Origin of the sequence: Hyalangium versicolor (genome assembly GCF_020103695.1) — a bacterium.
Taxonomy (GTDB): Bacteria; Myxococcota; Myxococcia; order Myxococcales; family Myxococcaceae; genus Hyalangium; species Hyalangium versicolor.
The window spans coordinates 213,688-236,486 of the sequence record NZ_JAHXBF010000003.1 but is presented as its reverse complement, the minus strand read 5'-3'; the positions used below and the strand labels follow the sequence as shown (position 1 = coordinate 236,486).

Annotated in this window: 18 protein-coding genes; 6 read left to right on the top strand and 12 right to left on the bottom strand. The window is 68.0% G+C overall.

The window, feature by feature from the left end:
• Nucleotides 1-2: 2 nt before the first annotated feature.
• From KY501_RS07380 to KY501_RS07350, 7 genes are all read right to left on the bottom strand, one after another.
• Nucleotides 3-296, bottom strand: a complete 294-nt coding sequence (locus tag KY501_RS07380) for a hypothetical protein (protein WP_224361947.1) — start codon at nucleotides 294-296, stop codon at nucleotides 3-5.
• 97 nt (nucleotides 297-393) lie between these two features.
• Entirely contained in the window at nucleotides 394-777 is a 384-nt protein-coding gene (locus KY501_RS07375; RefSeq protein ID WP_224362334.1) for a DUF4097 family beta strand repeat-containing protein, read from the bottom strand.
• Between the two features lie 357 nt (nucleotides 778-1,134).
• On the bottom strand, nucleotides 1,135-2,289 hold the full coding sequence (locus KY501_RS07370) for a glycosyltransferase (protein ID WP_224361945.1): 1,155 nt from the start codon (nucleotides 2,287-2,289) through the stop codon (nucleotides 1,135-1,137).
• A complete protein-coding gene (locus KY501_RS07365; protein ID WP_224361944.1) occupies nucleotides 2,279-3,565 on the bottom strand; it encodes an O-antigen ligase family protein in 1,287 nt (428 codons plus the stop codon). The genes KY501_RS07370 and KY501_RS07365 overlap by 11 nt, the downstream gene beginning before the upstream one ends.
• Nucleotides 3,566-3,715: 150 nt before the next feature.
• The gene (locus KY501_RS07360; RefSeq protein WP_224361942.1) at nucleotides 3,716-5,377 is read right to left on the bottom strand and encodes a DUF6178 family protein; all 1,662 of its coding nucleotides are present in this window, start codon (nucleotides 5,375-5,377) and stop codon (nucleotides 3,716-3,718) included.
• 59 nt (nucleotides 5,378-5,436) lie between these two features.
• On the bottom strand, nucleotides 5,437-6,060 hold the full coding sequence (gene yihA, locus KY501_RS07355) for a ribosome biogenesis GTP-binding protein YihA/YsxC (RefSeq protein WP_224361940.1): 624 nt from the start codon (nucleotides 6,058-6,060) through the stop codon (nucleotides 5,437-5,439).
• A gap of 4 nt (nucleotides 6,061-6,064) precedes the next feature.
• On the bottom strand, nucleotides 6,065-6,553 hold the full coding sequence (locus KY501_RS07350) for a multiheme c-type cytochrome (RefSeq protein ID WP_224361938.1): 489 nt from the start codon (nucleotides 6,551-6,553) through the stop codon (nucleotides 6,065-6,067).
• Nucleotides 6,554-6,699: 146 nt separating this feature from the next.
• On the opposite strand from KY501_RS07350, the gene KY501_RS07345 reads away from it, so the two are divergent.
• The 4 genes from KY501_RS07345 to KY501_RS07330 all read left to right on the top strand — a co-directional run bounded on the left by KY501_RS07345 (nucleotide 6,700) and on the right by KY501_RS07330 (nucleotide 16,248).
• Nucleotides 6,700-7,164, top strand: coding sequence for a hypothetical protein (locus KY501_RS07345; protein ID WP_224361936.1), 465 nt, complete (start codon nucleotides 6,700-6,702; stop codon nucleotides 7,162-7,164).
• 7 nt (nucleotides 7,165-7,171) lie between these two features.
• Nucleotides 7,172-7,768 (top strand): dephospho-CoA kinase, encoded by a 597-nt coding sequence (gene coaE / locus KY501_RS07340; protein ID WP_224361934.1) that lies wholly within the window; start codon nucleotides 7,172-7,174, stop codon nucleotides 7,766-7,768.
• Nucleotides 7,769-7,791: 23 nt separating this feature from the next.
• Complete coding sequence (locus tag KY501_RS07335; protein WP_224361932.1) at nucleotides 7,792-8,973, top strand: SDR family oxidoreductase; 1,182 nt, start codon at nucleotides 7,792-7,794, stop codon at nucleotides 8,971-8,973.
• Between the two features lie 414 nt (nucleotides 8,974-9,387).
• The gene (locus KY501_RS07330) at nucleotides 9,388-16,248 is read left to right on the top strand and encodes a myxosortase-dependent M36 family metallopeptidase (RefSeq protein ID WP_224361930.1); all 6,861 of its coding nucleotides are present in this window, start codon (nucleotides 9,388-9,390) and stop codon (nucleotides 16,246-16,248) included.
• A gap of 74 nt (nucleotides 16,249-16,322) precedes the next feature.
• Here KY501_RS07330 and KY501_RS07325 read toward each other — a convergent pair whose 3' ends face one another.
• The 5 genes from KY501_RS07325 to KY501_RS07305 form a co-directional block, all read right to left on the bottom strand.
• Entirely contained in the window at nucleotides 16,323-17,261 is a 939-nt protein-coding gene (locus tag KY501_RS07325) for a J domain-containing protein (RefSeq protein ID WP_224361928.1), read from the bottom strand.
• A 10-nt stretch (nucleotides 17,262-17,271) separates the two neighbouring features.
• Nucleotides 17,272-18,516 (bottom strand): acetylornithine transaminase, encoded by a 1,245-nt coding sequence (locus KY501_RS07320; protein ID WP_224361927.1) that lies wholly within the window; start codon nucleotides 18,514-18,516, stop codon nucleotides 17,272-17,274.
• Nucleotides 18,517-18,572: 56 nt separating this feature from the next.
• The gene (hslU, locus tag KY501_RS07315) at nucleotides 18,573-19,964 is read right to left on the bottom strand and encodes an ATP-dependent protease ATPase subunit HslU (protein ID WP_309242951.1); all 1,392 of its coding nucleotides are present in this window, start codon (nucleotides 19,962-19,964) and stop codon (nucleotides 18,573-18,575) included.
• Nucleotides 19,965-19,976: 12 nt separating this feature from the next.
• Complete coding sequence (hslV, locus tag KY501_RS07310; RefSeq protein ID WP_224361925.1) at nucleotides 19,977-20,504, bottom strand: ATP-dependent protease subunit HslV; 528 nt, start codon at nucleotides 20,502-20,504, stop codon at nucleotides 19,977-19,979.
• Nucleotides 20,505-20,569: 65 nt separating this feature from the next.
• Nucleotides 20,570-21,514, bottom strand: coding sequence for a phosphodiester glycosidase family protein (locus KY501_RS07305; RefSeq protein WP_224361923.1), 945 nt, complete (start codon nucleotides 21,512-21,514; stop codon nucleotides 20,570-20,572).
• A 159-nt stretch (nucleotides 21,515-21,673) separates the two neighbouring features.
• Between KY501_RS07305 and KY501_RS07300 the strand changes: the two genes are divergently transcribed.
• Both KY501_RS07300 and KY501_RS07295 read left to right on the top strand, forming a co-directional pair.
• On the top strand, nucleotides 21,674-22,012 hold the full coding sequence (locus KY501_RS07300) for a PilZ domain-containing protein (RefSeq protein ID WP_224361921.1): 339 nt from the start codon (nucleotides 21,674-21,676) through the stop codon (nucleotides 22,010-22,012).
• An 86-nt stretch (nucleotides 22,013-22,098) separates the two neighbouring features.
• Nucleotides 22,099-22,722: a CAP domain-containing protein gene (locus tag KY501_RS07295; RefSeq protein WP_224361919.1), complete on the top strand. Its 624-nt coding sequence runs from the start codon at nucleotides 22,099-22,101 to the stop codon at nucleotides 22,720-22,722.
• The last annotated feature ends 77 nt before the right edge of the window (nucleotides 22,723-22,799 follow it).

Below are 22,799 nucleotides of genomic sequence, written 5' to 3'. Positions count from 1 at the left end.
CCTCACGCTCCGGCGGGCTTCTCGCTGTACCAGTCCTCGTGGGGGCTCCACTCCTGGCAGCGCAGGCACTGAGTGTTGCGCCACTGCCGCTCGCACTCGGGGCAGCGGCCGCCCGTGTCGAACGTGTTCCACGAGCAGCCGCAGCGGCACCCCCAGCGGTCCGTCTTGCGCGGCCTCCAGCCGCACTTGGGGCAGCGGATGCGCCCGCCGCCCACGAAGTCCTCCAGGCGCTCCTGCTGCTTCACGTCCCCATCGCGCTGGGGATCCTGGGAGTCTCGCTTCGCTTCGAGTGCCACCTTCGACCCGCAAAAAATAAGGGCGCCCGCCGGCCCCTTGGAGTTTGACCGGCGAGCGCCCCGGGCGTCGGCCCTCATGGAGCCGATCCCCTGGACGTCAATCTTGTTGCACCTGGAGCTCTCCGCTCACGGTGCTGACTTGAATCTCGTGGGTGCCCTTCCCGTACTTGCGCTTCACCCCGCCCAGCGCCGTCGCCTGACCGTTGAAGCTGCCGCCCACTGATGAAAATTCCAGCTGCGCGTCCGTGCCCTTCGGCATCTTCAGCTTCACCGAGCCCGAGACCGTGCTCACCGACGTCTCCCCTACCACCCCAGGCTTCAGCACCACCGCGCCGCTCACCGCACTCACCGACACCGCGCCCTGCGAACCGCTCGTCTCCACCCGTCCATCCACCGTGGAGATCTCCTGCTCACCCTCTACCCCCGCCACCTTTACCTCAGCGTTCACAGCGCTCAAGTTCAGCTCTGAGCCGCGAGGCACCTGCACCCGAAAACGGGTTTTCGCCACGTCATTGCAAGAGTGACGCTTCTCTTCGCACGGGCCACAGCACACCCGCGCCCTCACCACGTCGCCTTCCTGGACGACCTCCACCGGAGACTCCCGCCGCCGCGCCTCGCTCCCGTCCTGCAATACTTGGATTAATACGTTATTCCCGTCAACCCCTTCTATCACGATTTCGCCTTCAATATTCGAAATCCGCACTTCCGGGGTTCCATCGGTCTGGAAGTTCCAGGACTGGGGGGCGGGGGCCGCGGCCAGGAGAAGCATCAGCGGCAGGTGCATGCAGTCGAGTCCTCGAGAGGGAGTGTGTCCTCCCTCTACGCCCGGCCGGTGCACCTATTGCGTGGGCCGTGCGACGCGTTGATACAGCGCGTCATGGCGCTGAACCATGCGCTCCAGGGAGAGTTCCCGGCGCACGAAGCCCCGGGCCGCCGCGCCCAGGTCCTTGGCCCGCTCCGGGTGCTCGAGCAGCCAGCGGAAGGCGTCGGCGAGCTCGGCGGGACGCTCGGGCTGCACCACCTTGCCGCGCACTCCGTCGACGATGAGATCCGGGTTGCCTCCCACCGCCGTCACCACCATGGGCAGCCCCGCGGCCATGCCCTCCATTACCGCGTTCGACATGCCCTCGGCCGTGGAGCAGAGCACTCCCAGGTTCGCCCGCGCGTAGAGGGCCGGCACGTCGCCGCGGTGGCCGAGGAAGTGGGCCAGGTCCTTCACGCCCAGTTCCACCGCCTTGCGCTCCAGTTCGGGGCGGCGGGGCCCGTCTCCCACGAAGAAGGCGTGCAGCTTCAAGCCCTCGCGCCGCAGGAGCGCCAGCGCCTGCAGCACATCCTCCTGCCGCTTCACCACGTGGTTCATGTTGGCCACGTGCACCAGCAAGGGAGCGCCCCCAATCTCCGGCACCGGCGACTTGAGTCCCTGGCGGATCCGCGTGTCGAAGCGCGGCAGATCCAGGCCGTTGTGGATGACGCTCACTCGCGACTCGGGCAGGCCCTCCTCCTCCACCAGCATCCGGCGGATGGCCGCCGCGTTGGCCACCACATGGTCCGCCATGCCGGTGAGCCGGGCGAGCACCGCGCGCCGCGCCGGGCCATGCCAGTGCGCCAGATCCAACCGGCTGACGATGACCTTGGCCCCGGCCAGCTTCGCCGCCGGCACTGCGAGCATCGTCGCGTAGAAGTCATGCACGTGGACCAGCTCGATGCGGTTCTGCTCCAGCCACCGCGCCAGCCTCAGCAGCTGCCACGCCGTGTTGGGACGCGCCAGCGAGCCGTGGAGCGGAAACTCCTCCGGCGTGAACCCCAACTTCCGGAGCTCCCCCACCAGCGGCCCCACCTCCTCGAGCACCGACACCTGCAACCGGTAGCTCGAAGGGAGCCCACGCAGCAGCTCGAGAACCTGGACCTCCGTGCCTCCGATGTAGAACGACCGGGTGAACTGCACCAGGCGGATGGGCTCAATGCCCACCACCGCCTCCGCCTCACGCCGCATGCCCTGACCCCTCCCACGCCGCCGCCGAGCCCCTGCCCGCCGGCACCTGTTGCACCACCGCCTGCGTCGACCGCGCCCGCGCCTCGGCGATCCGCTCGGCGCTCGCCGCCAGGCCGAACAGCACGTAGAGGTGCGCGGACAAGATGTAGCCCGAGAACAAGTCACACACGAGGTAGCCCGCCATGGAGGCGGCCAGGGCTCTGCCCAACCACCCCGACTCGCTGTCCTTCGAGCCCGCGAAGGCACCGCCCGTGGCGCCTCCCGCGAACACCAGGAAGAACAGCAGCCCGACGAAGCCCAGCTCGCCAATCACGTCCAGGAAGATGTTGTGCGCCACGTAGGCCCGGCGGGCCTCGGGAGGCGCGTACATCGGCCACGCGTAGCGGAAGCTCCCCGCCCCCACGCCCAGCAGCGGTTTGTCCAGGCTGATGCGCGAAGCCACCTGCCACGCGTACACGCGGCCCATGGCCGAGGCGTCCTCGTGGAAGCTCGTCACCGTCTCGTTGCGCTCCCAGAAGCTCTTCGGCGCGAACATCACCAGGCCCACGGCCAGGATGGAGCCCACCACGATGGCCTGCAGGCGCCGCTTCTCGCGGATGGCCCACACCGCCATCGCCACCGACAGGCCGATGAAGCCGCCGCGCGAGTGGCTCAGCACGATGGCCACCACCGCCAGCGCCGCCGCCACCGCGCACGCAATGCGCATCAGCAGCTTGGACTCCTTGCGCGCCAGGAAGGCCACCGCCAGCGGCACCACCATGCCCATGTTCATGGCCATGTGGTTCGGGTCCGCGTAGACGCCCACCCACCGGGACCGGAAGCCTTCCACCATGTCCACGCCCGCCCGGTACCAATTGATGACACCGATGGACGGAACGATGGACGCCACCACCATGACGCCGGCCACCACCGCCAGCCGCCGACCCGAGGTGATGACGTTGATGATCGTCAGATAGATGGCGGTGAGCTTCAGCAGCTCGATGCCCGTGGCCCGCGTCACGTCCGGAGCCACCGACCAGGCAACCGACGCGAAGGCCAGTCCCGAGAAGGCCAGCAGCGACAGGCCGCGCGCCCCGTCAAAGTAGAGCGGCTCGGCCCGGCCCAGGCGCCGCAGCGCCATCAACCCCGCCGCCAACCCCGATGTCACCAGGGCGAGCCGCAACGGAGCCAGAGCGGGGATCCACTCGCCCGGCACCGCGTACATGACGGCCGCGAATGCCGTCAGCGCATAGAACGCCAGGATGTCCCGCTGCTGCCCCTGTTCCCCAACACCCATACCTTCCTCCTGGCGACTTCGGCGTCAGTTCGAACGCGTGCGTCCAGGGGCGTAGCAGGCAACATGCCAATCACTGCCATCCGGAAAGTCCCGTGGATCCAGAGCCTTGCGATGGAAACCGGGCACTCGAAGGGCAAGCGACTGAAAGAATTACGGCGTCGGAGTGCCCTCCATTGGAAGGATCACAGAGAGGGTCGGATCCAGCCTTCCCTCCTGGAGGTAGGGCGCGGCCAGCTCCGAGAGCATCCGCTCCAGGGTGAACTCCACCAGGCGATACAGCTCCGGCCGGGCATCGGCGGCCACTGCCGGCTCCAGCGCGGCGCGAGCTCGTTCGGCGGCACTGGGACGCAGCCGCGGCGCCTGGGCCGTGCCCTCGAAGAGCCGCTCGCACAGCTCCACTGTGCGACCCAGGGGTACAGGCCGGGGATTCACGCGGCCCTCGAGCACCGCCAGGGCCACCCCCGCAGTGAAGAGGCGCTCCACGCCCAGCACGGGCAGGGCCACGCCGAAGCGGGCCAGCACCTCGCGCGCGGACTCCGCCGTACCGCCCAACAGCCCGCGGAACATCTCCACCTGCGACTCTGCCCGGGCCAGCAGCGCCTCGCTGGCCGCGAGCTCCCGCTTCGAGCGGAACGGGACCGGCTCGGCCCCTTCTACCTTTAGAGCGCGGCGAGGCCGCTTGAGGCGCAGGGCCTCCACGGCAGCCAGTTCCTCGGGGAACAGGAGCAGCGTGTCCTCCAACCGGGCCAGCGGTGCCTTCACCAGGCGATCCGCCCGGAACTTGAGCGCCAGCGTCAGCGAGAAGCCCACCTGGAAGACGCGCTCGAGCTGGGTCTCGCGCACCACCTCCGCGGACCGCGCGGGCTCGCCGCCTGTCAGGTGCTCCAGCCCGAGCGACAGGTACTCGCGCACCATCTCTCCGACCCGGCGCACGGCATCGAGGTCTCCCGGATCCGCCAGCTCGGCCACCAGGGCCGCGTTGGCCACCCCGCGCAGCTCGTCCTCGAGGTTGTCGCGCTCCACGTCCGTCAGCCCGCGAATGGCCGCGTCCAGGTAGTCCACGTGGCCCTGCGTGGGAGCGAGCGCCGTCTGAGTGCTCTTCGCGGGCGCGGGCCCGGTGTCCACACGGCTGAAGAGGCGCATCGCCGCCTCGAGCGTGGGGAAGCCCAGATCCTGCAGCCGCGCCGTACGGAAGCGGTAGGCCGCCTCCTCCATCTCACTGGGGACCTCCCAGCGCGTGGCCTCCATCAATCGCACGGATTCGAAGGGGTTCTCCGCGATCAGATCGTTGAGGATGGCTCGCAGCCCGGCCAGCTCCGCGCCCTCGACCTTGAACTCGACGAGGTAACGCCCCTCGGGCGTCTCCAGCGTCACGCCCTCCGGGTTCACGTCCGGGTTCTCCTCCAGATCGTGAAACACGGTGAACTCGCGCAGCAGGAACTCGAGCACCTCGAGATCCAGGCCGTGCAGCTTGCGGAGGAACTCCTCCGGCTCATCGCCTCGCGCGGCACGCAGCCAGGTGAGCACCGAGTGGGGCTCGATCCTGTCCCGCTTCCAACCGCCCAGATCCACGAAGCCACGGAACTGGGTGGGCGAGGCGAGCTGAACGAGCTCGGTGGCGTCCGCCAGCCCTACTTCCTGGATCGTCGTGAAGAGCTCCTCGACGGGCAGCGAGCGCACCACGGCCCGCGCATCCGCGGACTCGATCAGCGCGTCCATCCGCTTTCGAGGAGGAAGCTGGGCCAGCTGCCGGCGCAGTTGCTGTCGAGCCAGCTGCGCGTCCTTGCCATTTCCCTTGCTGTTCTCGGACACGGCGCGTGCCTACCACAGCCCCTCCCGGGCAGGGAGGGTTTCCCGGCGGCTACCGCTCGCTACTGGATACGAGTGGCGGTGCCGATGACTCCGAGCAGCGCGTTCCACACGTCGTCCACGCCTATCTTCTCCGTGGAGGAGAAGGCCACCACGGCCTCGCGGGGCAGCGAGAGCTCCTGCGCGAGCGCCTGCAAGCGGGGCTTGCGGCGAGCCTTGGGGAGCCGGTCGATCTTCGTGGCGACCACGAGGATCTTCCGGCCCTTCTCCTGCAGATAGTCGAGCGTGAGGAGATCGTCCGGCGTAGGCCCCACCTCGGCGTCGATGATGCTCACCACGATCTCCAGGCGGTGCCTGTTCTCGAGGTACGCGGTGATCATCTTCTCCCACTGGGCGCGCTCGGACTTGCTGGCCTTGGCGAAGCCGTAGCCCGGCAGGTCCGCCAGCCGCACCTTGTAGCGGATGCCGTCGCGCTCCAGCTCCATGTCGAAGAAGTTGAGCGTGCGCGTGCGCCCTGGCGTGTTGGACACGCGCACCAGCTTCTTGCGCCCCGTCAGGGCGTTGATCATGGAGGACTTACCGACGTTGGAGCGGCCCACGAAGGCCACCTCGGCGGCGTGCCCGGTCGGCAGCCCCTTGAGCTCCACGGCGGTGACGACGAACTGCGCATCGATGAGCTTGATCACGCGGCTACTTCTTCGCCGGTTCGGGCGTGGTGGCCTCCGCGCGGGCGTTCTTCTTGGCGCGCTCGGCGGACCAGTGGTCGATGGCCTTGAGCGACTCCTTGAAGTTGAACGGCCGCAGGGAGGGAGAGGAGGCATCGTGGCAGGTGCGGCACAGCTTCTCGGACGGATCCACCAGCCCCACCAGCCGGGCCAGCTCCGGGTCCTTCATGACATAGTCGGGCGCGTAGTACTGCCCTCCCCCGTGGCACGTCTCGCAAGAGATGTTCGTCACCCCCTGGGACTGGTCCGGAGCGTGGCAGGACAGGCACCGCGCGTCCTTCTTCTGGTTCTCCGAGAGCGAATCGGTGGCGCGAGCGTGCTTGGAGAGCTGCCAGGCCGTATAGGCCGCGGGGTGGCAACCCTTGCAGCTCTCCGGGCCGACGAGGTCGGCCGCCCCAGCCGCGACGGACACGACCAGGAACAGGGGCAGGAGCCAGAAGCCGGATGTGCGCATCAAGAGCGCACCTAGCAGAGGCCTCCAGGCGGGGCAAGGCATCTTGAATGAGGGGGCCGACCCGGCGTTCTATATGAGGAACCTTGAGCCCTGCCGGGGCGATCCGTTAGTGAGGTAGCTTGCTCACCAAGGTCAGGAGATCCGTGATGCGTACCCTCGCTGTCGTCGCCGTGCTCATCGCCGCCGTCCCCGCCCTGGCCAAGCCCTGGCAGGGAATCGAGCCCGGAGTCTCCAAGCGGGACGAGGTCATCCAGAAGTTCGGCGAGCCCTCTCGCGTGGTCGCTGGAGAGAAGGAGATCATCGCCTACTTCGGCAAGGAGGCCATCAAGGGCACCACCCAGGCCCAGTTCAAGGTGGACACCGCCACCAAGCTCGTCGAGCGCATCGACGTCTTCCCCGGGCCCGTCATCGACAAGGAGACCATCGAGAACAGCTATGGGCCGGCGTGCCCCAATGGTCCGGCACCCGCCAACCCGTGCTTCGTCAAGAAGGTGACGGACGAGTTCCGCACCTACTACCTCTACTCCAAGCTGGGCCTGGCCATCTTCTTCAAAGAGGACGGCAAGACGGTGCACTCGTTCATCTTCACCACGCTGAAGGCGGCGAAGTAGGCCCGCCTTGCGAGTGTATGGACTGACTGGCGGGATCTCCTCCGGCAAGAGCACGGTGGCGCGGATGCTCCGGGATCTCGGGGCGCACGTGCTGGACGCGGATGTGTTCGCCCGTCAGGTGGTGGAGCCCGGCACCCCGGGACTGGCCGCCGTGGCCGCCCGCTTCCCCAACGTGCTCACCCCGGAGGGACGGCTGGATCGAGTGAAGCTGGGGGCTCGCGTCTTCGCCGATCCCACCGAGCGCGCCGCCCTCAACGCCATCGTCCATCCCCTGGTCGGCCAGGCCTTCCTCGAGAAGATCCAGGAGTTGGCCGCACAGGGAGTGGAGCGCGCCATCTATGACGTTCCCCTGCTCATCGAGAACGGTCTCCAAGGCGGCATGAACGGGGTCATCCTGGTGTGGGTGCCCCGCGCCCTCCAGAAGGCGCGGCTGATGGCCCGGGACGGGGTGGACGACGCGGCGGCGGAGGCTCGGCTGGCTGCCCAGCTCCCCCTGGACGAGAAGCGCCCCCATGCCACCTGGATCGTGGACAACTCGGGAGATCTGGCCTCCACCCGGGCCCAGGTGGAGCAGGTCTGGCAAGCGGTGCTCGCACACGGCTGAGCGCCGGGTATGCTGCGCCGCCCATGAGCGAGACTCCGAAGAAGGCAGCGGCCTCCGGCCCCGGGACTTACTTCATCACCGGCTACCCGGGCTTCATCGGCAAGCGGCTGGTGGAGCGCATCGCCCGTGAGGATCCCCAAGGCCACATCTTCGCCCTGGTTCAGCCCAAGATGCTCAAGGACGCGCAGAAGCACTCGGCGGGGCTCGAGGGCGCGAAGCTGGAGCTGCTCACCGGAGACGTGGTGGACATGCACCTGGGCCTGTCCGGCGAGGAGTACCAGCGCCTGTGCGAGCGGGTAACGGACGTCTTCCATCTGGCGGCCATCTCCAACCTGAGCGCGCCCAAGGAGACGGCCTGGCGCGTGAACGTGGACGGCACGCGCAACATGCTGGAGCTGGCGCGCGACTGCGAGAAGCTGCGCCGCTTCAACTACTTCTCCTCGTGCTACGTGGCCGGAGACCGGGTGGGCGTCATCGCCGAGGACGAGCTGGATCGCGGCCAGACGTTCCGCAACCCCTACGAGGAGACGAAGTTCCAGGCGGAGAAGATCGTCCAGCGCGCCTCCTCCTCCCTCCCCGTCACCATCTACCGGCCCTGCTCGGTGGTGGGGGACTCGCGCACCGGTGAGATCGATCGCTTCGAGGGCCCCTACTACCTGGGCATCCTCCTCGTGACGTCTCCCATGGTGGTGCCGCTGCCACTGCCGGGCAACGGCGTGGCGCCGCTCAACGTGGTGCCCGTGGACTTCATCGTGTCCGCCGTGTGGCACCTGTCCCGCGATCCGCGCGGCGTGGGCCGCACGTTCCACCTGGTGGACCCCAACCCCATGAGCGCCCGCCGCGTGTACGAGCACATCGCGGAGAAGGCCAACCGGAAGCTGCCTCGCTTCAACCTGTCGGCCCGGGCCGCGGACGTCATGCTGCGCCTGCCCGTGCTGGAGAAGCTGGCCCGCCCGCAGCGCGCCGCCATCAGCTACGTCAACCACCTGGCCATCTACAACTGCCACAACACCCTGGAGCTGCTGGACGGCACCGGCATCCGCTGCCCGCCCCTGGCCTCCTACCTGGACCAGCTCATGGCCTACGTGCGCGAGCAGTACCGCAAGCGCCGCGAGAACCTCGAGGTGGAGGACCCGCTGGACCAATCGCCCCCTCCCACCAGCGAAGAGGCTCCCGCCTCACCCCGCTCCTCCCGCCGGCCCTGACCTTTCGCTCGAATTGCCAGCTAACCTCAGCTCTCAGTTTTTTGAGACTTGACGGGCCCTCGCGAATAGTGAAGGGGGCCCCTTTTCATCCCTGTAGTCTCCTGGTTACCATGCGCCCCTCTTCCAACTGCGGGTAGTCAACACGACACCCCCAGGTTTCGGGTCGGGGAGTACAGCGCTTGCCGGAGATCGTTGACAGCAGGCCCACGAGGCCCCTGGCGCCCTGCCCCGCCCCTCTCCTCTTCCATCGACGACGCTTCCCTTGCGCGGAGCGTGTGTCGCCTGTCCTCCCGGGCTGTTGTCCCCTGTGCCGCCTGGAAAACCTAGGAGCCCTCTCCGCCGCGCGGTGAGCACTCCGGGTGCAGTTGCCGTTCGCAGTTCCCCCACGAGCAGTTCCCAGAAGAAGGAAGACGCATGCGCTTGAAGGAAAAGCTGTTGACCACCCTGTTGCTGGTGCCACTCGGCGGCACCAGCGCCTGGGCGAAGGAGCGCGTCAACTTCGACGCGTTTCTCGTGAATCACGAGACCAAGACCCTGGCGGCCTCCGAGTCCGAGCTCCAGTCCCGAGGCGTTCGCGTCGGCTCGGTCGAGGAGCGGCTCGGCCTGCCGACGGTCCTGTGGAACGACCGGCACGAGACGGAGCGCAGCAGCGCCCTGGCCGCCCAGCGCCCGGAGCAGGCCGCGCGGGTGCACCTGCAGAAGTTCGCCGACCTGTACCGGCTGACCAGCGAGGACATCTCCAGCGCCAGCCTCCAGTCCGTGCACAACACGCGGTTCGGCCCCATCGTCGCCCGCTTCGAGCAGAAGGTGGGCGGCATCGAGGTGTTCCGCGGCGGCGTCAACGTGGTGATGGACCGCCAGAACAACCTGGTGGCCATCACCGGCTATATGGCCCCGCACGACTCCGTGGCGCCGCGCCTGCGCAGCGCCGGTACGGACTTCCAACTGAGCGCCGCGGACGCCGTGTCCCGCGCGTTCAAGGATCTGACGGACACCACCATCAGCGCCCGCTCGCTGGCCACGCTGGACACCCAGGGTGATTACACCCGCTTCTCCTTCGAGAAGGGCGTCAGCGCGGTGATGCCGCACGCGATGTCCGAGCCGGCCCGCGCCAAGAAGGTCTACTTCACCCTGGCCAACGGCCTGCAGCCCGCGTTCTACGTGGAGCTCGCCGTCGGAACCAAGAGCGGCAAGGACTCGGAGTACTACTCCTTCGTCATCTCCGCCACGGACGGCGCGCTGCTGTTCCGCAACAACCAGACGGCGGACGCCGCGTACAGCTACCGCGTGTGGGCCGGCGCCACGGACTACATCCCCTTCGATGGTCCGCAGGGCAATGACGCCACCCCGCACCCCACGGGCACGCCGAACGGCTACCAGGCGCCTTTCATCTCGCCCAACCTCGTCACCCTGCAGAGCTTCCCGTACAGCCGCAACGATCCGTGGCTGCCGCCCAACTCCACGCAGACCAACGGCAACAACGCGGATGCGTACGTGGACGTGGCCGCGCCAGACGGCTACCAGCCGGAGACGGACCTGCGCGCCAACACCACGGCGCCGGGTGCCTTCGACTACACGTATGACGTGACCAAGTCGCCGATCGACAGCGCGAACCAGCGCAAGGCGGCCACCGCCCACCTGTTCTACCTGAACAACTTCCTGCACGACTGGTACTACGATTACGGCTTCGACGAGATCTCCGGCAACGCGCAGAAGCAGAACTTCGGCCGCGGTGGTCTGGAGAACGACGCCATCAAGGCCGAGGCCCAGGATTACCTCGGCCGCAACAACGCCAACATGTCCACCCCGTCGGACGGCGGGCGGCCGCGCATGCAGATGTACGTGTTCGACGGCCTGCCAGCCCTCAAGGTCCTGTCGCCTGCCAACCTGGCCGGCATCAAGGATGCGGGCAGCGCTTCGTTTGGCGCCCTGGTGTACGACGTCACCGGCAACGTCTCGATCCTCAACGCCAACGGGATCACGGAAGGCTGCACCGCGTTCGCGGCGGGCACGTTCACCGGGAAGATCGCCGTCATCGACCGCGGCACGTGCAACTTCATCATCAAGGCGAAGAACGCGCAGGTGGCCGGCGCCATCGCGGTGATCATCGCCAACAACGTGGCGGGCGCATCCGCGCCGGGCATGAGCGGCGCTGACGCGACCATCACCGTCCCGACGCTGTCCATCACCAAGGAGGAGGCCGACGCGTGGAAGACGGAGGTGCGCACCAACGGCACCACCATCTCGGCGAACCTGAAGAAGACCGCGGATCTGGACCGCGACGGCACCATCGACAACAACATCGTGGCGCACGAGTGGGGCCACTACATCAGCAACCGCCTCATCGGTAACTCCAACGGCCTGGTCAACAACCAGGGCCGGTCCATGGGCGAGGGCTGGGGCGACTTCCACGCCATGTTGCTGTCGGTGCGCGACGAGGATCGCACCAAGCCGGGCAACAACACGTTCCAGGGCGTCTACGCCATGGCCAGCTACGTGATGAGCGGTGGCGCCAACAACGGCTACTACTTCGGTATCCGCCGCGTGCCGTACTCGACGGACTTCACGAAGAACGCGCTGACCTTCAAGCACATCGCCAACTACACGGCGCTGCCGGGCACCGCGCCGATCAACAGCACGCTCACGGGCGCCAGCAACTCCGAGGTCCACAACAGCGGTGAGGTGTGGGCCAACATGCTGTGGGAGTGCTACGCGTCGCTGCTCAACGCCTATCCGTTCCAGGAAGCACAGGACCGGATGAAGAGCTACCTGATAGCCGCCTACAAGACGACCCCGAACTCGCCGACCTTCATCGAGGCGCGCGACGCGCTGCTGGCGGTGGCGGCCGCGGCGGATCCTGCGGACTACACCCGCTTCGTCAACGCCTTCGCCAAGCGCGGCGCGGGCTTCGGCGCCAAGGCTCCGGACCGCGACTCGTTCGACCACGTGGGCGTGGTGGAGAGCTACGCCAACGGCAACAACATCGATGTGACCGACGTCCGGCTGGATGACAGCGTCACCGGCTGCGACGTGGACGGCGTGCTGGACGTGGGCGAGACGGGCCTGCTCACCGTGACGGTGCGCAACACCGGCCTGGGCGCCCTGCCCGCCTTCACCGGCACGGTGGCCGCCAGCGGCACCACCGCGACGCTGCAGTTCCCCAACGGCAACACCCTGTCCTTCCCGGCGGTGGGCAAGGGCGGCACGACCAAGGCCTCGGTGCAGGTCAAGCTGAACGCCGTCACCGGCGCCACGCCGCGCGCGGGCATCACCGTGACGCTCAACGAGTCCTCGCTGCCCGCTTCGGCGAAGACCCTGACGTACGATGAGCGCGTCCACTATGACGAGGCGCAGACTGGCTCGACCATCGATTCGTTCGACTCGAAGATCACCAGCTGGACCTCCACGCTCGTCAGCGGCAAGCCGGGCTGGGCGCAGACGACCGAGAAGAACGCGGACGGCTCGCTCAACCGCTACCTGCATGCCGTGGACCAGGGCGTCGTCTCCGACGTCGGCCTGACCACCCCGTGGATGCAGATCAACCCGTCGGGCAACACGGTGGTGAGCTTCAAGTACCGCCACTCGCTCGAGTGGGCGACCGTCAACGGCCTGCCGGCCTACTACGACGGCGTCGTGCTGGAGCTCACGATCGATGATCTCTTCTGGTACGACTTCTACCTCGACCTGGGCGTCAACCCTGGCTACACCGCGTTCCTCGAGCTGGGTGACAACCCGCTGGGCGATCGCGCGGCCTTCGTGTCGACGAACCCGTTGTTCCCGGCCTGGAACACGGCCAGCGTCAACCTGGGCACGCTGCTGGACGGTCTGCCCGTGCGCTTCCGCTTCCGCATCGGTAGCGACAGCGGCGTGGGCGGCTACGGCTTCGATGTGGACGACTTCCGGGTCACCAACGTCTCCAGCGGGCAGTTCAGCAACCTGATCGCCGAGACCAGCGACGGCACGGTCTGCAACCGCCGCCCGATCGCCGACGTGGGCCAGTCTCCGCGCACCTACCCCGAGTTCGACACGAACGGGAACAACACCATCGTCACGCTCAACGGCTCGGCGAGCTACGATCCGGATGGGCAGCCGCTGACCTATACGTGGACGCAGACCGCCGGTGATCCGGTGAGCCTGCAGGGTGCCAACACGGCCACTCCGAGCTTCACCGCGGACACGCCGTACGACAACACCTACGCGTTCCAGCTCGTCGTGAACGACGGCGTGGAGAACAGCCTGCCGGTGACGGCGATCGTCACCGTCCTCAACACCAACCACGCGCCGGTGGCGGTGGCCACCGCGCCGGCCACCGTGCCGGAGCGCAGCCAGCCCACCATCACGCTGGACGCCTCCGCCTCGGACGATGCCGACGGCGAGGAGTTGGAGTACGCATGGGCGCAGGTGGAGAACGGCGCTCCGACGGTGGTGCTGAGCGATCCGACCGCCGCGCGGCCGACGTTCGCCACGCCCGAGGTGAAGCAGGACACCACGTTCGAGTTCGAGGTGACGGTGACCGACATCTACGGGGACTTCGACACGGCGAGCGTTTCCGTGACGGTGACCAACGTGGATCGTCTGCCCACCGCCAACGCGGGTCCGGACCAGACGGTGGACGGGCGCCGGCTCGTCGTGCTCCCCGGCGGCGGCAGCGATCCGGATGGTGACGCGATCTCGTACGCGTGGACGCAGGAGAGCGGCCCCCCCGTCACCCTGTCCGACGCCAACAAGGCCACCGCGTACTTCACCTCTCCGGATGTGAAGACCCAGAGCGTCGTCGTCCTGAAGCTCACCATCACCCCGGCGACGGGCGCCAGCGCTTCGGACACGGTGTCCATCACCGTGCGTCCGGACAAGGCTCCGAACGTCAACGCGGGTGTGGATCTGTTCGCGAAGAGCGGCTCGTCCGTCACCTTGTACGGCTCGGCCAGCGATCCGGAGAACGACACGATCGCCTACGCCTGGACCCAGGACCCGACTGATGCAAACCCGGTCACCCTGGTGGGCGCCAACACGGCCAACCCGTCCTTCACGGCTCCGACCGTGACGGCGGACGCGGTGCTGCACTTCACGCTCACCGCCACCGCCAACGGCCTGAGCAGCACGGACACCGTGACCGTCACCGTGCAGCCCGGCAGCACGCCCACCGACCACGCTCCGGTCGTCACGGCAGGCCCGGACCAGACGGTCAGCGCGGGCATCACCGTCACCCTCGGCGGCTTCGCGGCTGACGCGGATGGCGATGCCATCACCTACGCCTGGACCCAGGACGCGGGAGACAGCACCCAGGTCACCCTGAGCGCCGCCAACGTCGCCACGCCGACCTTCACGGCTCCGAACGTGGACACGGTGCTGCACTTCACTCTCACCGTCACCGCCAATGGCAAGACGGCCTCGGACACCGTGGCCATCACCACCCACGCCTCCAGCTCGCCTACCGACCACGATCCAGTCGTCACGGCCGGTCCGGACCAGACGGCGAACGCGGGCACCACCGTCACCCTCGGCGGCTTCGCGGCTGACGCGGATGGCGATGCCATCACCTACGCTTGGACCCAGAACGCGGGCGACAGCACCCAGGTCACCCTGAGCGCCGCCAACACCGCTGCTCCGACCTTCACGGCTCCCAACGCGGACACGGTGCTGCACTTCACCCTCACCGTCACCGCCAACGGCAAGACGGCCTCGGACACCGTGGCCATCACCACCCACGCCTCCAGCTCGCCCACCGACCACGATCCGGTCGTCACGGCGGGTCCGGACCAGACGGCGAACGCAGGCACCACCGTCACCCTCGGCGGCTTCGCGGCTGACGCGGATGGCGACACGATCACCTACGCCTGGACCCAGGATGCGGGCGACAGCACTCAGGTCACCCTGAGCGCCGCCAACACCGCCGCTCCGACCTTCACGGCTCCCAACGCGGACACGGTGCTGCACTTCACCCTCACCGTCACCGCCAACGGCAAGACGGCCTCCGACAGCGTGGCCATCACCACCCACGCCTCCAGCTCGCCCACCGACCACGCTCCGGTCGTCACGGCGGGCCCGGACCAGACCGTCAGCGCGGGCACCACCGTCACCCTCGGCGGCTTCGCGGCTGACGCGGATGGCGATGCCATCACCTACGCCTGGACCCAGGACGCGGGCGACAGCACTCAGGTCACCCTGAGCGCCGCCAATGCCGCCGCTCCGACCTTCACGGCTCCCAACGCGGACACGGTGCTGCACTTCACCCTCACCGTCACCGCCAATGGCAAGACGGCCTCGGACATCGTGGCCATCACCACCCACGCCTCCAACTCGTCCACCGACCACGCTCCGGTCGTCACGGCCGGTCCGGACCAGACGGCGAACTCGGGCACCACCGTCACGCTCGGCGGCTTCGCCCACGACGCGGACGGCGACTCGATCAGCTACGCCTGGACCCAGAGCGCGAGCGACAGCACTCAGGTCAGCCTGAGCGCCGCCAACACCGCCGCTCCGACCTTCACGGCCCCGAACGCGAACACGGTGCTGCACTTCACCCTCACCGTCACCGCCAACGGCAAGACGGCCTCCGACAGCGTGGCCATCACCGTGGTCTCCACCAGCAGCCCGGCTGACCACGATCCGCTGGTCTCCGCAGGTTCCGACCAGAACGTGGACACTGGCGACACCGTCACCCTCGAGGGCTTCGCCGTCGATGCGGATGGGGACGCCATCACCTACGCCTGGACCCAGGATGCGGGCGACGCTCACCAGGTCACGCTGAGCGCCACCAACGTCGAGAGCCCGACCTTCACGGCTCCGAACGCGGACGCGGTGCTGCACTTCACCCTCACCGTCACCGCCAACGGCAAGTCCGTCTCGGACACCGTCACCGTCACCGTGACGGCTGACAGCGGCCCCACGGACCACGATCCCGTGGTCACCGCGGGTCCGGACCAGAGCGTGGTCTCGGGCACCAACGTCACCCTCGGCGGCTTCGCCGTGGATTCCGACGGCGACAAGATCGACTACGCCTGGACCCAGGACGCGAGCGACAGCAAGAAGGTCACCCTGAGCTCCAGCAGCGCTTCCGCTCCGACCTTCAAGGCTCCGGACGAGGACGCGACGCTGCACTTCACGCTCACCATCACCGCCAACGGCAAGACCGCCTCCGACACCGTCACCATCGAGGTGAAGAAGGCTGACGACGGCGGCTGCGCCAGCACGGGCTCCAGCTCCGGCGGCGCGATGCTGCTCGCGCTCCTGGCGGGTGTGCTGCTGTCTCGCCGGCGCACCACGCTCGGCTAGTCGGTACGCAAGCCTGTAGTTGATTGAGGGGCGGCCTCCGGGCCGCCCCTCTTCTTTTGCGCCTCAGGCGAAGGTCAGAAGGGCCAGCGCGACTTGCGCAGCAGCGCGGTGGCCTCGGCGTTCTTCGGATCCAGCTTCAGCACGGCCTCGAGGTGGCGCTTGGCCAGGTTCCCAGCCTTGCCCTCGAGCAGCACCTGGGCCAGCAGGAGCCGGTAGGGCACCGAGTCCGGCGACACATCCACCGCGCGCTGAGCGTGGATGCGCACCTCGTTCCACTCCAAGCCAAGCGCCTTCGCCAGCCGCGCCGCTCGGAAGGCCGCCTCGGCGTGCTGAGGATCCAGCGAGGAAGCCTTCCGGTAGCACTCCAGGGCCTTGGGCAGATCCTGCTGCTTCTCCAGCTCCAGCGCGCGCTGCATCTCCAGCTTGGAGCGTTGCTCGTCGTGCTTCTTGCGGACCTCGGCCAGCAGGGAAGTGGCCTCGCGGTTCTTCGGATCCAGGGCCACCACCTGGTTGAGATCGGCGAAGGCCTTCTCGAAGTCCCCACGAGCCATGGAGGCCCTGCCCCGCGTCAGCAACTCGGTGAGGCGGTGAGTGCGCGCCAGGTAGGGGTGACGGGTGAGCCGTGCCTGACGCTCGGCCCTGCGCTCCTCATCCCCCACCAGGGGCGTCTCCAACTCCGCACCGCCCGGTGCGGCGGACGAAGGCGCTCCCCTCAACCGGGGATTGGCCCGGAGGTAGGCCTCGCGCTTCTCCGCGTTCGACAGGACGGAGTGCGCCTCGGCGATGCGGCGGAAGATGCGCTCGATGCGGGCCCGGAAGGTGCCCAGGTTGAGCCCGGCGTAGCGATCGGGGTGGTGGCGCAGCGCTGCCTCGACGAACGCCTGCTTCACGTCCTCGACGGGCGCTCCGGGCTGCAAGCCCAGGAGGGCGAAGTAGTCCTGGCCCTCCTGCGCCTTCTCCAGATCGATGATCTCTTTCTGTCGCGCAGGATCGAGATCCACCAACTCAGGCATGACGACATCCTCAGGCGGGGGTGAGCACGCGCTCGAGGATGCGCAGGCCCTCGTCCAGCTCCTCACGGGTGACGATGTACGCGGGAGCGAAGCGGACCGTCTTCTCTCCCGCGGCATTCACGAGCAGTCCCTGCTCCCGGCAGCGGGCAATCACCGGAGCAGCCTCCTGCTGCAGCTCGATGCCCATGAGCAGACCGCGGCCTCGCACGTCCTTGATGATGGTGGGCAGGCGGGCCTGGAGCTCGCGGCCGCGGGCGATGAAGTACTCGCCCTTCTCCTGGATCTCGTTCAGCAGCTTCGGGTCGCGGATGTAACGGATCACCACGTTGGCGGCGGAGGCGGCCACCAGGTTGCCACCGAAGGTGGAGCCGTGCGTGCCGGTGGGAAGGCTCTTGCCAGTGGCCTCGGAGCACAGCATGGCGCCAATGGGCAGGCCGTTGCCGAGTGCCTTGGCCACGCTGATGGCGTCTGGAAGGATGCCCTCGTGCTGGAAGGCGAAGGGCTTGCCGGTGCGGCCCATGCCCGTCTGCACCTCATCCACCAGGAGCAGCAGCCCGCGCTCGTCGCACAGCTCGCGCAAGGCCTTGAGGAAACCCTGGGGCGCGGCGCGCACCCCACCCTCACCCTGGATGGGCTCCACGAGGATGGCGGCGGTGCTCGGCCCCACTGCCTTGCGCACGGCCTCGATGTCTCCATAGGGCACGTGATGGAAGCCGGCGGGCAACGGCTCGAAGCCCTTGTGGTACTTGGGCTGGCCGGTGGCGGTGACGGCGGCCAGCGTGCGGCCGTGGAACGAGTTCTCGAAGGAGATGATCTCGAAGCGCTCCGGGGTGCCGCGATCCTTCATCGTCTTGCGCGCCAGCTTGATGAGGGCCTCGTTGGCCTCCGCGCCCGAGTTGCAGAAGAAGGCGCGCGGCAGGCCCGAGATCGCGGTGAGCTGCGCGGCCAGCTCGATGGAGGGCTCCGAGTAGAAGACGTTGGACACGTGCCAGAGCGTCTCCACCTGGGCCTTCACGGCGGCGACGACTTCCGGGTGGCAGTGGCCGAGCGCGCACGTGGCGATGCCGCCGAGCAGATCAAGGTACTCACGCCCGTCCGCGTCCCACACGCGCACGCCCTTGCCGCGCACCAGGACGATGGGCTGCTGCTTGTAATTCAGCAGCAGGTGGGCCTTGGCCTTCTCGATCCAGATCTCGTTCTGGGTGCGAGGAGTGGCGGAGGTGGGCTCGGGCTTGGCGGAGCTCGGGGTCGTCATGTTCTGCACGTCGGTTCCTCTCTTGGGCGGCGCGGAGCGGCCCCAGGGGGTCAAGGCTACAAGATGTAACGGGAGAGATCCTCGTCCTGAACGATGGAGCCCAGGCGCTCGCGGACGTACGCCGCGTCGATCGCCAGCGTCTTGGGGCCCATCTCGCTGGCACCGAAGGACACATCATCCAGCAGGCGCTCCAGGACGGTGTGCAGCCGCCGCGCCCCGATGTTCTGGGTGCGATCGTTGGCCACCTGGGCCACGCGGGCGATCTCCTCCACCGCGTCGTCCGTGAAGGTCAGCTGCACGCTCTCGGTGGCCAGCAGCGCGGTGTACTGGCGGATGAGTGAATTCTTGGGTTCTCGGAGAATACGAACCAGATCCTGTCCGCTGAGCGGCTCGAGCTCCACGCGGATGGGGAAGCGGCCCTGGAGCTCGGGGATGAGATCGCTGGGCTTGGAGACGTGGAAAGCGCCCGCGGCGATGAAGAGCATGTGGTCCGTCTTCACCTGGCCGTACTTGGTGTTGACGGTGGAGCCCTCGACGATGGGGAGGATGTCGCGCTGCACGCCCTCGCGAGAGACATCCGGGCCCTGGCCCTTGCCGCCCTCGCGACTGGCGATCTTGTCGATCTCGTCGATGAAGATGATGCCGCTGGACTCGGCGCGGACCAACGCGTCGCGCGTGACGCGATCGTTGTCCACCAGCTTGCTGGCCTCCTCCTGCTGGAGGAGCTGGAGCGCCTCGGGCACGCGCACCTTGCGGCGCTTGGTGCGGTTCATGCCCGGCATGTTCTTGAAAAGGTCCTGCAGGTTGACGCCGACCTCCTCCATGCCGTGCCCGGTGAAGTTGCGCAGGAACGTGGGGTTGCTGTCGGACGTCTCCACGTCGACGAACTGGTCATCGAGCGTGCCAGCGCGCAGCTGGGCGCGGAGCTTCTCTCGCTCATGTTCTCCCAGGCGCGACGGAGGCGGCGCGGAGGGAGCCTGGAAGCCGAACGGCGGCGGAGAGGAGGCCTTGGGCGCATTGCCGGAGAGCAGCTCCATGAGCCGATCCTCGGCGAGCTCCAGGGCGCGCGGCTTCACCTTCTCTGTCTCCTCCTCGCGCACCAGGGCGATGGCGGCCTCGACGAGATCGCGCACCATGGACTCGACGTCGCGGCCCACGTAGCCCACCTCGGTGAACTTGGAGGCCTCGACCTTGACGAAGGGGGCCTGGGCCAGCTTCGCCAACCGCCGGGCGATCTCCGTCTTCCCCACGCCGGTGGGGCCGATCATGATGATGTTCTTCGGGTGGATCTCCTCGCGGAGGTCCTCCGAGACGCGCTGGCGGCGCCAGCGGTTGCGCAGGGCGATGGCCACCGCGCGCTTGGCGGCGTTCTGGCCGACGATGTAGCGGTCCAGCTCGCTGACCACCTCGCGGGGGGTGAAGGCGGGCATCTTTCGGGATTCGGCCACGGTGAGGAGCTCCTAGAGTTCTTCGAAGCTGACGTGCGAGTTGGTGTAGATGCAGATGTCCGCGGCGATGGCCATGGCGTGGGTGGCGACGTCCCGGGCGGACAAGGTGGTGTGGGTCATCAGGGCGCGAGCGGCGGCCAGCGCGTAGTGGCCTCCGCTGCCCACGGCGGCGATGCCGTGATCGGGCTCGATGACGTCTCCCGAGCCCGAGAGGATGAACGTCTTCTCTCGATCGGCGACGATGAGCAGGGCCTCCAGGCGGCGCAGGAAGCGGTCGGTGCGCCAGTCCTTCCCCAGCTCGACACAGGCGCGGGCCAGGTTCTTCTGGTGCTCCTTGAGCTTGGCCTCGAAGCGCTCGAAGAGGGTGAAGGCGTCCGCGGTGCTGCCGGCGAACCCGGCGATCACCTGGCCGTCACCGATGCGACGCACCTTCTTCGCGGTGTTCTTCATGACCGTCTTGTCGAGGCTGACCTGGCCGTCGCCCGCGATGACGACCTTCCCTTCGCGCCGCACACAGAGAATGGTGGTGCCGTGGAACATGGTCTGCGGGGTTTAACAAGCTGGAGAGCGGGTTTCCAAGGAAGACCGCCCGCCTGTCCGCCCCCTCACCTTCGATCTGTCCAGGAGGCTCCGGGCGGGAGGGGCCGCGCGAAGATGCCCAGGTGCGTGGCCACCACGCGCTCCCAGCCGGCGATGCGGAAGTTCGTCGGGGTATTGACCTGCCGGATGCGGCCTTGTCCGCCCTGCCGCACGAGCGTCGCCGAGCCCCCGCCGTCGAGCTGGATCCCCGTATACGCGCCGTGCTTCAGGAACAGGTCCGCCGCCTCGGCCAGGGTGAGGCCCTCGCTGTAGCGGGGCTGCTTGCCATCCACGATGAGCAGCAGCAGGTAGCGACCCGTTTCATCGACCGCCGCGAGCATGCGCGGGTACGGCACCTGGCGGAAGCCATCCTCCGCGAGAGCGGCCGGCTTGCCCTCGCGCACGACGTAGCCCATCCCCGAGACGGCATGCCACAGCTCGCCGGAGGGCTGTTCGAAGCTGACGCGGCGATCCCGAGACAGGTACAGGGTGACGACGTCCCGGCCTGGACTGCCGAAGGCACTGCCCCGAGACGCAGCCAGGCCGACGACGTGCACCGGGTCCCCCCGGTGGGGCTCGTAGTCGAGAGGATGGTTGTTCCGGAACGGATAGAAGTAGTTCGCATTGATCGCGAGCTGCACTCCCTGTCGCTCCGCAAATCCGCTCGTGGTGTTAGCGAACACATCCCCCGCCTCCGAGGGCTGGCCGGGCGTCACGAGGAAGTCGATGCCAGGCGCCTGGAGATCGATCCGGACGACGTGCGCGACGACGGGGCGAGGCTCCTGGAAGACGAGGCGCTCATAGCGCACGCCCTCGAACCACTCCTCGCGCACGGGCGTGGGCTGGCTCCGGTGGGTGAACCAGAACCGGTATCCCCCGACGGTGCCTCCCATGACACCGGCGAGCACCAGCACTCCGACGAAGGAGCGCCGCAGCCACACGTGCACCTGCCGTCTGTTCGATACCGACAAGATGCCCTCCCCTGGAACTCCCTACCCTTTCGTCCGCGCCCGGGCGACCGTGGGCTTTCTTGCGCGCGAAGCTTCACTCCGGCATGACGATGGAACAGGGACACGTTACATTTCCACGGTGGCACCGTGCGGCTTGGGGAGCCAGGAGACAGGGCATTCATGTCCCAGCAAGAACGGCGGAAACACGCGCGGTACCTCCTGCACCTGCCCATCCGGCTTCACTGCGAGGGCCGGGAGCTGAAAGCAGATGTGATCAACGCATCGGCGGGAGGCTGCCTGCTGCGCATGTCCGAGCCACTCGCCCCCGGTGACGTGCTCGAAGCCAGCATCCCCGAATTGAAGATCCCCCGGACGCGGCTGATCGTGGTGCGCTGCCATGCGGACCCCTCCGGCTATCTGGTGGCGACGTACTTCGAGGCCACGCTGGCCGACGATGCCGCCATTCGTCAGTTCGCGGGTGGCCACGGCGGGTCCTCCAAGCCCCCGCTGCTGCACTGACGCCCACCTGACGCTCCTTCCCACCGAGCAGCACTCCACTCGGTGAAGCCGTCGACTCGGGGCTGGAAATCATCCACCCTCGCGGCATGGAAGCGAGCCCCTACCTTCGTCCCTTGCGGCGTGCCTCTCGGGTTGCCGTGGCCTGCGTGGCGGCGTGCCTGATCGCGTGCGGCGCGGGAGCCAAGGAGCGGCGTCCGCAGACTTCGGCCCCGGCACCGGCCGCGAGCCCCGCGCCCAAGAGCAGCCCTCCGCCCAACGCATTCGCGAAGGAGATGATCGAGGCCCACAACCAGGCCCGCGCCAGCGCTCGTCCCACGCCCAAGCCTCCCCTGCCCGCGCTTCAGTGGTCCGCGGAGGCCGCGAAGAAGGCGGAGTCCTGGGCGGCCCAATGCACCTTCGAGCACAACCCGAACCGCGCTCCCTTTGGAGAGAACCTGGCGGCGGCCACTCCCGGCGCGTGGAAGACGCAGGATGTGGTGAAGGACTGGGCCTCCGAGGCCGCGAACTACGATCCGGGCCGCAACACGTGCGCGAGCGGCAAGGTGTGTGGCCACTACACGCAATTGGTCTGGAGGGACACTACCCACGTGGGCTGTGTGAAAAGAACATGCACGAAGAACTCACCCTTCGGGAAAGCCTTTCCCACCTGGGAGTTCTGGGTTTGCAACTACGCGCCGCCCGGCAACTTCGTGGGTCAGCGGCCGTACTGATGACGTTGCACGGCTGATCACGGTACATTCTGTCTCACGGACTCGTTGCCCCCCTCTCAGGCGAAGGACGAGTCAGG